This window comes from Delftia sp. CH05 (assembly GCF_009827015.1).
Lineage (GTDB): Bacteria > Pseudomonadota > Gammaproteobacteria > Burkholderiales > Burkholderiaceae_C > Comamonas > Comamonas tsuruhatensis.
This window is the reverse complement of sequence record NZ_WUMG01000044.1, coordinates 1-13,608: the sequence shown is the minus strand read 5'-3', so window position 1 is coordinate 13,608 and position 13,608 is coordinate 1. Positions and strand designations below refer to the sequence as shown.

Here is a 13,608-nt window from a genome sequence, read left to right as displayed (position 1 = left end):
TCAGCCCAGCAATCCGCGCACGCGTGCCGTGTTGACGGCGCGCGTGCGCGAGGACACGGCCAGCTTGCGGTAGATGTGCTTGATGTGGCATTCCACCGTGTAGCGCGACAGGTGCAGCTGCTCGGCAATCTCGCGGTTGGTCAGGCCATCGGCCACCAGGCGCAGGATCTGGCTTTCGCGCGCGCTCAGCGTGGACTCGGTGCCGCTGCTCTCCGGCGTGGCCGGTGCCGCGCCCTGCAGCTCGGCGATCACGCGGCGCGCGATGAAGGGGTCGATGGGCGCGCCGCCGCGCAGCACGCTGCGGATGGACAGCGACACTTCCAGGTCGTCGCGTTCCTTGAGCACATAGCCGGTGGCGCCTGCGCGCAGCGCCGCGAGGATGGCGTCCTCCGTGCTCCAGGCCGAGATCACCAGGATGCCCACGGCCGGGTCTGCGCTGCGCATCTCGGCGATCAGGTCGATGCCGCTGCCGTCGGGCAGGCCCAGGTCCACCAGAGCCAGCGCCACGGGCTCGGCCAGGCAGGCGCGGGCCTGGGCCAGGGAGCCGGCGAACAGCAGGGCATCGGGCGTGTAGCCCAGCTGGCCCAGCACGGACTGCAGCCGCTGGCGGATCAGCGGCTCGTCCTCCACCACCAGCACCGGGGCCGGAAGCGTGGACTCTGGGACAAGCAGGTGGGCGGGCATGGAAAAGGCGTGCGCAGCGGCGGGCGTAAAAAGGGGCAGGATGGCCGCCCGACTGTGGGCGAAGCCCGCATCTTTGCATATCCCTGAAAACTGGTAATCGCGGGGGCGCGTGCCGCTGCGCCGTCCATAATTCCGGCCCGGGCCGCACGGGCGGACCCTGGCAACGACACCTACCGAAAGGACGCCGCCGCATGGCACGCGTACGTGACCCTGCTGGCTACGATGGCCAGCGTGAAATGATCCTCTCCCACGCCGCCCAGCTGTTCGCGCAGCGCGGTTATGCGGGCACCTCCATGAACGAGGTGGCTGCGGCCTGCGGCGTCTCCAAGGCCACGCTCTACCACTATGTGATCGACAAGCACGACCTGGCCGTGCGCATTGCCGAAGAGCATGTGCTGCGTCTCGAAGCCCTGGTCAACGACACCCTGCAGGCCCATGCCGATCCCGAGCAGCGCCTGCATGCGCTGATCCGCGGCTTCGGCCAGGAGTACGCCCAGGCCCAGAATGCCCACCGCGTGCTGACCGAGGACGTGCGCTTCCTGCGCGAGGAAGACCAGCAGCGCATCCTGGACGTGGAGCGCCGCGTGGTCGCCGCCTTTGCGCAGACCATTGCCCAGGTGCGCGGCGAGCCCGCCGACAGCGCCCTGGGCAAGCCCCTGGCCATGCTGCTGTTCGGCATGATCAACTGGACCTTCACCTGGCTCAAGCCGGGCGGCACGCTGGACCATGACGCCATAGGCACCATGGTGTCCCAGCTGTTCTTCGGCGGCGTGCGCGCGGTCAGCGTGCCGGACGGCAAGAAGCCGCGCAAGGCCCGCCAGGCCTAGGCTCGGCCCGGTCCCTTACCACCGGCGCTGCACGACCACGAAGCGGTCGGCCACGAAGGCCAGCGTGGTGTAGCTGGCATTGGCCGCGGGATTGCCGCCCGTGGCGTGGAAGTCCGAGAAGCCTGCCGACTGGTTGACCATCACGCCCTGCGTGAGGTTGATGGACAGGGCCACGCGCGAGCGCAGCGCCGAGGCCGCCACGGCATCGACGAAGGCCGCATCCGTGGAGTACAGGCCCAGCGTCATCGCGCCATGCGCGCGCACGCTGCGCTCGGCCAGCTCGCGCGCAGCCTGGGCCGAGGGCACGGCCACCAGGTAGGAGACGGGGCCGAAGCATTCGCGCTCGTAGATGGCGGCGTCCGCCACGTCCAGCGCACGCAGCGCGGGCGTGCGCACCTCGGCCTGCGGGTACTCGGGATGGGTGAGCTTTTGCGAGGCGCGCACGGTGCGGCCCACGGTGGCCGCCTGTTCCACGCGCTCCACGGTCTGCGCAGAGCCTATGGCGCCCAGCACGGTGAAGGCCACCTTGGGATCGGCCAGCAACTGGTCGATGGCGGCGGCCAGATCGGCGCCGACCTGCTCGAAGCTCTTGTGGCCCTGGTCAGTCTCTATGCCGCCGGCCGGAATCAGCAGGTTCTGCGTGGTGGTGCACATCTGGCCGCTGTACAGCGACAGTGACAGGGCCAGATTGCGCAGCATGCCTGCGTAGGCATCGGTGGACTCGATCACCACCAGGTTCACGCCGGCCATCTCGGCATACAGGCGTGCCTGCGGCGCGTTGGACTGCAGCCACTGGCCGAAGGCATTGCCGCCCGTGAAGTCGATGGAGGCCATGGCCGCATGCGTGGCCAGGGCCTGGGTCAATTCGGGCTTGTCGCTCACGGCCAGGGTCACGAGGTTGGGGTCCAGGCCCTGCTCGGTCAGCACATCGCGCAGCACGCTCACGGTGAGCGCGGCCGGCAGCACGGCGTTGGGGTGGGGCTTGACGATCACGGGGTTGCCCGTGGCCAGCGCGGCGAACAGGCCCGGGTAGGTGTTCCAGGTCGGGAAGGTGGCGCAGCCGATGACCAGGGCCACGCCACGCCCCACGATCTCGAAGCGCTTGTGCAGCACGGCGGGCGCATGCTTGCCCTGGGGCTTTTCCCAGACGGCCTCGGCAGGCACGTCGGCCATGGCCTTCCAGGCCACGGCAATGGCTTCCAGGGCGCGGTCCTGGGCATGGGGGCCGCCGGCCTGGAAGGCCATCATCGCGCCCTGGCCCGTGGTCAGCATCACGGCATGCGCGATCTCGAAGCTGCGCTGGTGGATGCGCGTCAGCGCCTCCAGCAGCACGCCGGTGCGGCCCTGGGGTCCCAGCGCCTGCCATGCGGGCTCGGCCGCCTGGGCGGCATCCACCAGCGCCTGGGCATCGCACTCGGGGTAGCGGATGTCCAGGGCCACGCCATAGGGCGATTGCTCGGTGGCCACGCGGGCGCGTTCACCGGGCTGGCGCAGCGGATAGTCCTTGCCGAACAGCGCCTGCACGGCGGCGTGGCCCTGGGCCTGGGCGGTCTCGCCATACACCTTGGGCGAAGGCGCTTCGGGAAAGGGCGACCAGTGGCCCCGGCGGGACAGGGCCTGCAGCGCGTCGTCGAGCAGGGGGCGGTGGCGTTCGTAGAGGGCGTGGGCGGGCATGGGATGTCTCCTGGGTTGGAATGTGGCGTCGCTATCAGGGTTAGTACCGGACAACAAGCCTTGTTGCTCAAGAAAGCTGCATCTTATAATCCTACCGTCCGGTCGGTCAATTATTCTGAACCCCTTGCCTCACGACGCCAGAACCCCGATGAACAAAGACCTGCGCCCCGCCCCCGGCGACCTCGACGCCATCGAAACCGCCAGCCGCGACGAGATCGCCTCGCTGCAGCTGCAGCGCCTGCGCCGGTCGCTGCAGCATGCCTACGACAACGTGCCGCACTACCGCCGCGCCTTCGATGAGAAGGGCGTGCACCCCTCCGATCTGCGCACGCTGTCCGACCTGGCCCGCTTTCCCTTCACCACCAAGAAGGACCTGCGCGAGAACTATCCGTTCGGCATGTTCGCCGTGCCGCGCCAGAAGGTGGCGCGCGTGCATGCCTCCTCGGGCACCACGGGCAAGCCCACCGTGGTGGGCTACACGTTGAATGACATCGACAACTGGGCCAACCTGGTGGCGCGCTCCATCCGCGCGGCGGGCGGGCGGCCTGGCGACATGGTGCATGTGGCCTACGGCTACGGCCTGTTCACGGGCGGCCTGGGCGCGCACTACGGTGCCGAGCGCGCGGGCTGCACCGTGGTGCCCATGTCGGGCGGGCAGACCGAAAAGCAGGTGCAGCTGATCCAGGATTTCCGGCCCGACATCATCATGGTCACGCCCAGCTACATGCAGGTGATCGTGGAGGAGATGCAGCGCCAGGGGATGGACCCGCGCGAGAGCTCGCTCAAGATCGGCATCTTCGGCGCCGAGCCCTGGACCGAAGCCATGCGCCGCGAGATCGAGGGCAAGGCGGGGCTGGATGCCGTGGACATCTACGGCCTGTCCGAAGTCATGGGCCCGGGCGTGGCCAGCGAATGCGCGGAGAGCAAGGACGGGCCGGTGATCTGGGAAGACCATTTCTATCCCGAGATCATCGACCCCGACACGGGCGAGGTGCTGCCCGATGGCAGCGAGGGCGAGCTGGTCTTCACGTCGCTGTCCAAGGAAGCCATGCCCATCGTGCGATATCGCACGCGGGACCTGACGCGGCTGCTGGCGCCGACCTCGCGCAGCTTCCGGCGCATGGGCAAGATCGTGGGGCGCAGCGACGACATGATGATCATCCGCGGCGTCAACGTCTTTCCGACCCAGATCGAGGAAATCGTGCTGGCCAATGCCAGCCTCACGGGCCTGTACCAGATGCACATCAGCCGTGAAGGCCTGCTGGACACCGTCGAGGTGCACTGCGAGCTGCAGCCGCAGCGGCGCGGCCTGGGCGATGCCGAACGCAGCGAGATCGCGCAGTGGGTGCAGCAGCGCATCAAGACCCTGGTGGGCATTTCCACGGCGGTGCGCGTCTTCGATCCCGACACCATCGAGCGCACGCAGACCGGCAAGGCCCGGCGCGTGTACGACAAGCGGCCGCGTTGAGGCACCGCCGGCCGTCGTCAACCATTTCATTGAAGGAGATCGCACATGTATACCCAGGCCATGGACACCATGGGCAAGGAAGCGGGCGATGGCGGCAAGGCCGTGCGCTCGGCCGACGAAATGCGCCTGCAGCAGCGCTTCGACGAGCGCATCGATGCCGGCGAATTCATCGAGGCCAAGGACTGGATGCCCGACAACTACCGCAAGACGCTGCTGCGCCAGATCAGCCAGCACGCGCACAGCGAGATCGTCGGCATGCTGCCCGAGGGCAACTGGATCAGCCGCGCGCCCACCCTCAAGCGCAAGGCCATCCTGCTGGCCAAGGTGCAGGACGAGGGCGGCCATGGCTTGTACCTCTACGCGGCCGCCGAGACGCTGGGCAGCAGCCGCGACCAGATGCTGCACGCGCTGCACACGGGCAAGGCCAAATACAGCTCCATCTTCAACTACCCCACGCTGACCTGGGCCGACATGGGCACCATCGGCTGGCTGGTGGACGGCGCGGCCATCATGAACCAGGTGCCCATCTGCCGCTGCTCCTATGCGCCCTACGCGCGCGCCATGGTGCGCATCTGCCGCGAGGAGAGCTTTCACCAACGCCAGGGCTACGAGGCGCTGCTGACCATGATGCAGCAGGGCACCGAGGCGCAGAAGGCCATGGTGCAGGACGCCGTCAACCGCTGGTGGTGGCCGTCCATCATGATGTTCGGCCCGCCCGACGACCAGTCGCCCAACAGCGCGCAGTCCATGCGCTGGGGCATCAAGCGCATCTCCAACGACGCGCTGCGCCAGAAGTTCATCGACGCCACGGTGGACCAGGCCAAGGTGCTGGGCGTGACCCTGCCCGACCCCGACCTGAAATGGAACGAGGCCCGCCAGGCCCATGACCATGGCCCCATCGACTGGGACGAGTTCTGGCGCGTGATCGCCGGAGACGGTCCCTGCAACCGCGAGCGCCTGGGCGCCCGCGTCAAGGCCTGGGATGAGGGCGCCTGGGTGCGCGAGGCTGCCCTGGCCCATGCCCGCAAGCAGACACAGAGAAACCAGACCCGCAAGGAGGCCGCATGACCACCGTCGAACAGAACATCACCAACGAATGGCCGCTGTGGGAAGTCTTCGTCCGCAGCAAGGCCGGCCTGGACCACAAGCACTGCGGCAGCCTGCATGCGGCCGACCCGCAGATGGCGCTGCAGATGGCGCGCGATGTCTACACGCGGCGCCAGGAGGGCGTGAGCGTCTGGGTGGTGCGCTCGGACCAGATCGTGGCCAGCGACCCCGGCGACAAGGACATGTTCTTCGATCCGGCCCAGGACAAGGTCTACCGCCATCCGACCTTCTACCAGCTGCCGCCCTCGGTGGACCACATGTGAGCGGGGTGCTGCCATGAATGCCTCCGCCTCCTCCATCGCCATCGACGCCCGGCCCGAGGTGCAGTACCTGCTGCGCCTGGGCGATACCTGCCTGATCCTGGCCCAGCGCCTGGGCCAGTGGTGCGGCCACGCGCCCATCCTCGAAGAGGACATCGCCATGACCAACATGGCGCTGGACCTGGTCGGCCAGGCGCGTGCGCTGCTCACCCGCGCCGGCCAGCTCGAAGGCCGCGCGCACGACGAGGACCAGCTCGCCTTTCTGCGCGACGAGCGCGACTACTTCAACGCCACGCTGGCCGAGCTGCCGCGCGGCGACTTCGCCTTCACCGTGCTGCGCAACGCCATGGCCGCCACCTGGCTGCGCCTGATGTGGGAGCGCCTGGTGCAATCCAGCGACGCCGAGCTGGCCGCCATCGCCGCCAAGGCGCTCAAGGAAGCGCGCTACCACGAGCAGCACGCGGGCGACTGGGTGGTGCGCCTGGGCGACGGCACCGAGGAATCGCGCCAGCGCATGGAGGCAGCGCTGGCCCAGCTGTGGCGCTATGCGGCCGAGCTGTTCACCGACGACGCCACGGACGCCGCCGCGCGCGCCAGCGGCCTTGGCCCGGCCTGGTCCGAGCTGCGCGAGCCCTGGCAGGCCGAAATGGCCGCCCTGCTGCAGGAGGCCACGCTGGACATGCCGGCCGAATCCGCCTTCCGCAGCACGGGCCGCAACGGCGTGCACAGCGAGCACATGGGCTTCATCCTGGCCGAGATGCAGCACCTGCAGCGCGCCTATCCGGGCGGGGTGTGGTGATGGCTGCCGCACGGCTTGTGGCCGTCACATCTGCCTCGGCCGAGCGCGAGCGCCTGGCCTGGGCCGCGCTGCAGGACGTGCCCGATCCCGAGGTGCCCGTGATCTCGGTCTGCGAGCTGGGCATCGTGCGCGAGGTCCATGCCCTGCCCGAAGGCCAGGGCATGGAGATCGTGCTCACGCCCACCTACTCGGGCTGCCCGGCCACCGAGGTCATCGAGCGCAGCGTGCTCGAGGCCATCGAGGCCGCGGGCCTGGGCCCCGCGCGCGCCGTGCTGCGCCGCGCCCCCGCCTGGACCACGGACTGGATCAGCGACGACGGCCGGCGCAAGCTGCGCGAGTACGGCATCGCGCCGCCCGGGCGCTGTGGCGACTCCGGCCTGCCGGAAGGCACCTCGCCCATCCGCCTGGTGCGCCGCCGCCAGGGCATTGCCGTGCCCGAGCCCGTTGCCTGCCCGCACTGCGGCAGCGTGCACACCGAGCGGCTTTCGGCCTTCGGCGCCACGGCCTGCAAGGCCCTGCACCGCTGCCTGGACTGCCGCGAACCCTTCGAACACTTCAAGCCGATATGACCACGACCACGATGTTCCACCCGCTGCGCGTGCGCAGCATTGCGCCCGACACGGCCGAGGCCGTGGTCGTCTCCTTCGACGTGCCGCCCGCGCTGCGCGAGGTCTTCGGCTTCACCCAGGGCCAGTACCTCACCCTGCGCCACCAGATCGACGGCCAGGACCTGCGCCGCAGCTACTCCATCTGCGCAGGCGTGGATGACGGCGAGCTGCGCGTGGGCGTGCGCAAGGTGCGCGGCGGCCAGTTCTCCAACTGGATCAACGAGCATCTGCGCCCCGGCGACACGCTGCAGGTCATGGCGCCCCAGGGCCGCTTCTTCGTGCCCATCGAGCCCGGGGCCGCGCGCCACCATGTGGGCATCGCCGGCGGCAGCGGCATCACGCCCATCCTGTCCATCATGAAGACCGTGCTGGCGCGCGAGCCCGCCAGCCGCTTCACGCTGATCTACGGCAACCGCCAGCTGCAGTCCACCATGTTCAAGGAGGAGATCGAGGACCTCAAGAACCGCTACATGTCGCGGCTGTCGCTGCAGCATGTGTTCTCGGACGAGCACACCGACCTGCCGCTGAACATGGGTGTGATGGACCGAGCCAAGATCGCCGAATTCCTGCAGGGCGTGGTGCCGGCCGCGCACATCGACCATGTCTACATCTGCGGACCCTTCCAGATGAACGACGAGGCCGAGGCCGCCCTGCTGGCCGCCGGCGTGGCCGAGGAGCGCATCCACATCGAGCGCTTCGGCGTGGCCCTGCCGGCCGCAGGCCAGGGCACGGTGGGCGCCGTGGTGCACGAGGCCCAGCCCGGCGACGCCGCCACCGCCCGCATCACCCTGGTGCGCGACGGCCTCTCGCGCGAGATCCCCTTCACGCGCGGCCAGGCCAGCATCCTGGACGCGGCCTCCTCGGCCGGGCTGGAAGTGCCCTATTCCTGCACCTCGGGCGTCTGCGGCACCTGCCGCGCCAAGGTGGTCGAGGGCGAGGTGCGCATGGAGCGCAACTTCGCCCTCGACAAGAACGAGGTCGCCTGCGGCTTTGTCCTGACCTGCCAGGCGCATCCGCTGACCGAGCGCGTGGTGCTGTCGTTCGATGAGCGGTGAGGGCGCCTGCGTTCTGGCGCAGGGCAGGAAGACTCAGGGAAACAGTGTCGAAAGCATGTGCTTTGGCACTGGCAGCCCATCAGATGCTTCGATGAAATGCAGACCCTTGGATGCGGGCTGTATGGACTGAAACGCGGAAGGAAAGCGCGGCAGCTGCACATGGTGCTTGCTCTTGCATTCCTCGCAGGCGTGGAACTGCGGCTGGAAGACTTTGTTTTTATGGCTTCCCACGGGACCGTTGGCATCCCAGACGGCCAGCGATGCCTCGGTGGAAACCGGCTTGCACAGATTCTTCCAGTCCAGTGCCCCGTGCACGACCATGTAGAAGCCAATCAGGTTGGAAACCAGGTCTTCCTGGCTGAATCCACTGTCTGTGAGGAGCGACATGGATGCCTGCAGGCTCTCGAAGCCCATGGAAACCTCCATGAATATGGCCAGGGCCACGGAGCGCTTCGCTGAAAGAGACAGGCCTTTCTTGACGAGATAGAACTTGGCAAATTCCTGGGTCAGGCCAAAGCGCCCCATGGATTGCTTGTATTGAATCAGATGGCTGTCGGAGTGACCGGGAATCCCGATGCCACGCTCATGCAGTATGTCTTTCCAGAGATAGGCCGCACTGGCGTAGCGATTGCGATGGCTCTCGACCGATTGGAGGTGGCCCAGGTCAATCCATCCGCAGTTGCAGGTATAGATGAGTCTTCGGGGTATGTGGGATCTGCTGGACATGTTCAGTCGTAATGGGTGAGCGTGACCTTGCACAGGCCTGTTGCGATTGCCTGGGTGACCGCCAGTACGGCAACTTCGCCGGCCGATGACGCGTATTGCGCGTATTGGACAAGGCGCTCTCCCTCGGGGACAAACGATGCGGCGGCATTTCCGGCATCGATGGATCTCTGGTGGAAATCCTTCTGGCGCAGGTAGCTGGTGAGGGCCGCAGTGGCCTCGGTGATGTCCTTGGCGCTGGTCTCGAAAGTCATCTCGGACTGCGGTGGCTTGTTGCCATCACCGACGGAGCCGAAGTAGGTGGGCTGCGCCATCGTCCCTGTCGCTGGCGCATTGCGTATCAGGGAAGAGATGCCTACGTAATATCTGAGCGATCCCCGCTCAGGCGAGTAGTCCTCCTGGGAGATGAGAAACCCATACACGGCCAACCAGGATGCGGATGCGGCAAAGACCAGGAGGACAAGGCCCAAGATAACGGATCTGAGTCGCATGGAAGAGATGGAACGGGTTCGGGGAGGTGGCAGCGGTCCAGATCCTAAATGAGCGGGCTGAAATCTTTATTTCAAAAGAGTAACTCTTTGAAATAGAGAATTTTCTGAATGACCCATTCGATATTTGACGGATTTCTCTTTGCGAAAGAGCAGACCGCGTCTGCCCCAGGAAAGCAAGCGGTCTGCCAGCGCAGGGAAACCATGCCCGGGGCAGGTTTCCTACTCGATGCCGATATCCAGCCGCGACACCAGTGCCCGGCCGTGTTCGTTCAGGCCCGTCACCTCGACCGTGCTGCCGTGCTTGCGCAGGCGCTGGCAGACCTTGTCCAGCGCATTGACGGCCGTGATGTCCCAGAAATGGGCGTTGGTCAGTTCGATGCGCACGGGCCGGCCTTCGATGTCCCGCACGTCGAAGGCATCGACCAGCTGATCGGCCGAGGCAAAGAAGACCTGGCCCGAGACGCGGTAGGTCAGGCCTGCATCGTCCTGCGTCTTCTCGACGGACAGCAGCCTTGAGACCTTGAAGGTGAAGAACACCCCGCTGAGCAGCACGCCGACGCCCACGCCGGCGGCCAGGTTGTCCGTGGCCACGGTGACCACCCCGGTGGCCAGCATCACGGCGCTGGACAGCTTGGGGTGCCTGAGCAGGGCGCGGGCCGATCCCCAGTCCAGCGTGGAGGCCGACACCATCACCATGATGGCCACCAGCGCCGCCACCGGCACCTGCGACACCCAGGGCTTGAGCAGCACCATCAGGATGAGCAGGAAGGCGCCCGCGAACAGCGTGGACAGCCGGCCGCGGCCGCCGTAGCGCACATTGCCCACGGTCTGGCCGATCATGGCGCAGCCGGCAATGCCGCCGAACAGGCTGGCCGCGATGTTGGCCACGCCGATGCCGCTGCACTCGCGGTTCTTGGAGCTGGGCGTGTCCGTGAGTTCATCGACCACGCTGGCCGTCATCAGGGACTCCAGCAATCCCACCATGGCGATCGCCAGCGCGGGCAGGGCGATCAGGCGCAGCGTCTCCAGCGACCACGGCACCTGCGGCAGCCCGAAGCTGGGCAGGCCGTCCGGCAGCAGGCCCAGGTCGGCGACCGTCTTCAGGGGCAGGTCCAGCCAATTCGCCGCCACCGTCAGCACCACGATGCAGACCAGGGGTGAGGGCACGGCCGTGGTCAGCCGGGGCAGGCCGTAGATGATCAGCAGGCCGGCGCCCACCATGGCCCAGGTGGCGGCATTGGCGCCGATCAGGTGCGGCATCTGGGCCGAGAAGATCAGGATGGCCAGCGCATTGACGAAGCCCGTGCGCACCGAGCCCGACACATAGCGCATCAGCACGCCCAGGCGCAGCAGGCCGAACAGGATCTGCACGGCCCCCGCAAGAATGCCGGCCGCAAAAAGATACTGCACGCCATGGGCATGCACCAGCGGAGCGGCCACCAGGGCGACCGAGCCCGCAGCCGCCGACACCATGGCCGGGCGCGCGCCCGTGAAGGCGATGACGATGCTGATGATGAAGGAGGCGAACAGCCCGACGGCAGGATCGACGCCAGCCACGAAGGAAAAGGCGATGACCTCGGGGATCAGCGCAAAGGTGGCCACGGCGCCGGCCATGAGCTCGCGCGGAATGCTGGGCGCCCACTCGGCGCGAAAGGGATGGGGGTGTTTCGACATGGAAATGGCCAGCCCCGCCGCGCTGGATGTGACAGGGCGGGGCAGGATTTTGTAGACGGGAATGAACATGCCGGGCGTCGGGCGATGCCCGAAACAACCTGGCGGCTTGTACGGTTCGACCGTGCTACGGCGGCGCCAGGCGGGTGCAGCCCGAGCGCCGGCTCTGCGAGCCGCGCGCGATGCGGGCCAGCGTGAAGCTGTGAAGGCGTGCGGCATCGCGGCTGCGCGCTTGGCGAGCCTCGGGTTGACGGTGCCGGTGGACTGAAATCACGGGCGCGATTGTACGAGGGTGGGTGTTCGGGGGGGCGGGAAGCGCCGCGCCGATCATGAAGGCGCCATGGATGCGGCGCCTATGATGTGGCCGCTTTGATATTCGCTTGAAGAATTCTCGAGATATTCTGTTCTGTTTGCCTGCGGATGGCGCCATCGTATTCCTGCACTCGTGCAGAGAATAAAGATGCCTCCTGCGCAACTCTCGAAATGACTTCCATTGTTTCTTTTTTGCTGACTCCAGCTTCCTTGCCGAGCTGGTGCAGATGCGCCAATCTAATAATGGATGCCTCGCCTGCCACGTCCATTTGATGGTAGCCGCCCGGCCCTCGATTGAAGGTTATGTCATAAACCGGGGCAAGCTTCCAATGGCCATCCTTTCCCATCCTGAAGGAGAAATTCTTTCCGTGGTCATCCCGATTGTTGAAAATCACGTTGAACACAGCGCGTTCAAAGGCTTTTTTCACTTCCCTTGAATCTCTGGTCAGGAATCGTGTTGCCTGAATCAAGGTGATATAGCCGATGGACCCGGCCACCCGGAAATCAGCGCCAACAAATGCAGCCAAGGTGTGGACAGGAACGCGGTACTTGCCTTCTCTGTCGAAGCGTTTGATGCCAAAGGCAGACAGACCCTGTCCCAAATCCAAGCTGACGGTAGGCGGCGCCTCAAGCCCGCATGCACTGGCAGACTTGACGTAGAGGTCCTCAATGGCACAAACCTCGGAGTGTTCATTCATTGCGGGAAATTTCACCAGCCAAGGTTCAGCGCCCTCCATGGGTACGGTGCTCGCGCGATGTGTCTCGCTATTCAGATAGACCAGCGCCTTGGGCCGAGCCCCATGAGGCGAACCACCCACCAGGGCAAGTTGCGCGAGCAGAGCTGTGTCCTTGTCCTCAAGCACTTGTTGCACTTCTTGTGCAAGCATTGCCATAGGAATATCTGCTTGAGGCTGTTTCATGAAACTATCAGCAGGTGCAAATGTCATTGCACCTAATGCGCTGTCACCGACATATGCCAATCGATCCAGCGCAGATAACCGAGCAGGATCCAAACCACGCTTTTGGAATAGTTTGTCCATCAGGAGCAAACCCCATCCATCCGGCAAAGAATCGTAGACAGGGCCTGGTAGACCTAATTGGTGTCTTGGTAGAGATCTGGAGAAATCTCGTCCCTTTACAAGCGGAAAAAGGTAGGGCGATAGCTCCAGTCCCTTGGCAAAAGCCTCGTCGGTATATTCAAAAATAATGCTGCTTCTGGCGTCGGCTGCACCCAGGGTAGCCCAATGGAATTTGTCGCCCCAGCCTTCGTAGTAGACATTAATCTTCTGAACCATGTGAAGCTTTCGGGGAACGCACTCGCTGAGGAAGAGTTGAAATCCTTTCAAGCTCTTCAATCGTGCGTGGTTGATAAAGAAACAGCTCTTCAAGCTGAATGGCAAGGCCCAGCACCTGTACAACGGCAATCACGGTCTCGAATGAGACGTTCTTGCCTGCCTCCATGTTGACGATGGTGGCCTTGGATACGCCTACACGGCTAGCCAGTTCCGCCTGAGTGAACTTTTGGGCGATGCGATGCTTGCGCAGCCGTAACGATAGCTCTGCCGCGATTTGTGAGGAAGAGTAAAGCCCAAGATTCATTATTTTTGTCTTTAAATATTAAATGCTCATACAAAGATAAATATTTTATTCTTTATACGGGAGATGATCAAGGTCTGGCTGGCTTGCACAGCTGCGGCACATCCGCTGCGGCCTGGGTCTCGGTTCGCTTCAGCGGGGTCGGCATGCGACAGGCAAAGAAAAAGCCCGCCTCTCCGAAGAGCAGGCGGGCCCGAATCAACAAAAACAATCCTTGTCGGATTTAGAACGGAATGTCGTCATCCATGTCGTCAAAGCCCGAGGCTGCGCGCTGCGGCGGGGGAGCCATGGGTGCGGGAGCGGGGCGCTGGGCAGGGGCCTGGCGCGGGGGGG

General features: G+C 65.5%; 14 protein-coding genes. 7 read left to right on the top strand and 7 right to left on the bottom strand.

Annotated features, from left to right (window positions below):
- Positions 1–684: a LuxR C-terminal-related transcriptional regulator gene (locus GRX31_RS24550; protein WP_013804635.1), complete on the bottom strand. Its 684-nt coding sequence runs from the start codon at positions 682–684 to the stop codon at positions 1–3.
- A gap of 191 nt (positions 685–875) precedes the next feature.
- Between GRX31_RS24550 and GRX31_RS24545 the strand changes: the two genes are divergently transcribed.
- Positions 876–1,511, top strand: coding sequence for a TetR/AcrR family transcriptional regulator (locus GRX31_RS24545; RefSeq protein WP_034389704.1), 636 nt, complete (start codon positions 876–878; stop codon positions 1,509–1,511).
- Positions 1,512–1,526: 15 nt separating this feature from the next.
- On the opposite strand, the gene paaN is transcribed toward GRX31_RS24545, so the two are convergent.
- Positions 1,527–3,185 (bottom strand): phenylacetic acid degradation protein PaaN, encoded by a 1,659-nt coding sequence (gene paaN / locus GRX31_RS24540; protein ID WP_160855330.1) that lies wholly within the window; start codon positions 3,183–3,185, stop codon positions 1,527–1,529.
- Between the two features lie 148 nt (positions 3,186–3,333).
- On the opposite strand from paaN, the gene paaK reads away from it, so the two are divergent.
- From paaK to paaE, 6 genes are read left to right on the top strand one after another with little or no spacing between them, the layout of a single operon-like run.
- Positions 3,334–4,653: a phenylacetate--CoA ligase PaaK gene (gene paaK, locus GRX31_RS24535; protein ID WP_160855328.1), complete on the top strand. Its 1,320-nt coding sequence runs from the start codon at positions 3,334–3,336 to the stop codon at positions 4,651–4,653.
- A gap of 45 nt (positions 4,654–4,698) precedes the next feature.
- Positions 4,699–5,721: a 1,2-phenylacetyl-CoA epoxidase subunit PaaA gene (gene paaA, locus GRX31_RS24530; protein WP_012202742.1), complete on the top strand. Its 1,023-nt coding sequence runs from the start codon at positions 4,699–4,701 to the stop codon at positions 5,719–5,721.
- A complete protein-coding gene (paaB, locus tag GRX31_RS24525) occupies positions 5,718–6,023 on the top strand; it encodes a 1,2-phenylacetyl-CoA epoxidase subunit PaaB (RefSeq protein WP_016454266.1) in 306 nt (101 codons plus the stop codon). Before paaA ends, paaB begins: the two co-directional genes overlap by 4 nt.
- 13 nt (positions 6,024–6,036) lie before the next feature.
- Positions 6,037–6,819: a 1,2-phenylacetyl-CoA epoxidase subunit PaaC gene (paaC, locus tag GRX31_RS24520; RefSeq protein WP_160855326.1), complete on the top strand. Its 783-nt coding sequence runs from the start codon at positions 6,037–6,039 to the stop codon at positions 6,817–6,819.
- Complete coding sequence (gene paaD / locus GRX31_RS24515) at positions 6,819–7,388, top strand: 1,2-phenylacetyl-CoA epoxidase subunit PaaD (protein ID WP_047474908.1); 570 nt, start codon at positions 6,819–6,821, stop codon at positions 7,386–7,388. The genes paaC and paaD overlap by 1 nt, the downstream gene beginning before the upstream one ends.
- The gene (gene paaE / locus GRX31_RS24510; protein ID WP_065347704.1) at positions 7,385–8,482 is read left to right on the top strand and encodes a 1,2-phenylacetyl-CoA epoxidase subunit PaaE; all 1,098 of its coding nucleotides are present in this window, start codon (positions 7,385–7,387) and stop codon (positions 8,480–8,482) included. The genes paaD and paaE overlap by 4 nt, the downstream gene beginning before the upstream one ends.
- Positions 8,483–8,515: 33 nt before the next feature.
- Here the strand turns inward: paaE and GRX31_RS24505 are convergent, their stop codons facing one another.
- The 5 genes from GRX31_RS24505 to GRX31_RS24485 form a co-directional block, all read right to left on the bottom strand.
- Positions 8,516–9,208, bottom strand: a complete 693-nt coding sequence (locus GRX31_RS24505) for a hypothetical protein (protein ID WP_016449342.1) — start codon at positions 9,206–9,208, stop codon at positions 8,516–8,518.
- A gap of 2 nt (positions 9,209–9,210) precedes the next feature.
- Positions 9,211–9,519 carry a hypothetical protein gene (locus tag GRX31_RS30920; protein WP_223275368.1) on the bottom strand — a complete coding sequence of 103 codons (309 nt, stop codon included), beginning with the start codon at positions 9,517–9,519 and terminating at the stop codon, positions 9,211–9,213.
- 396 nt (positions 9,520–9,915) lie between these two features.
- Complete coding sequence (locus tag GRX31_RS24495) at positions 9,916–11,370, bottom strand: SulP family inorganic anion transporter (RefSeq protein WP_442874096.1); 1,455 nt, start codon at positions 11,368–11,370, stop codon at positions 9,916–9,918.
- A gap of 350 nt (positions 11,371–11,720) precedes the next feature.
- Positions 11,721–12,974: a type II toxin-antitoxin system HipA family toxin gene (locus GRX31_RS24490; protein WP_160855322.1), complete on the bottom strand. Its 1,254-nt coding sequence runs from the start codon at positions 12,972–12,974 to the stop codon at positions 11,721–11,723.
- Positions 12,958–13,278 (bottom strand): helix-turn-helix transcriptional regulator, encoded by a 321-nt coding sequence (locus GRX31_RS24485; protein WP_160855320.1) that lies wholly within the window; start codon positions 13,276–13,278, stop codon positions 12,958–12,960. The genes GRX31_RS24490 and GRX31_RS24485 overlap by 17 nt, the downstream gene beginning before the upstream one ends.
- Positions 13,279–13,608 lie beyond the last annotated feature (330 nt).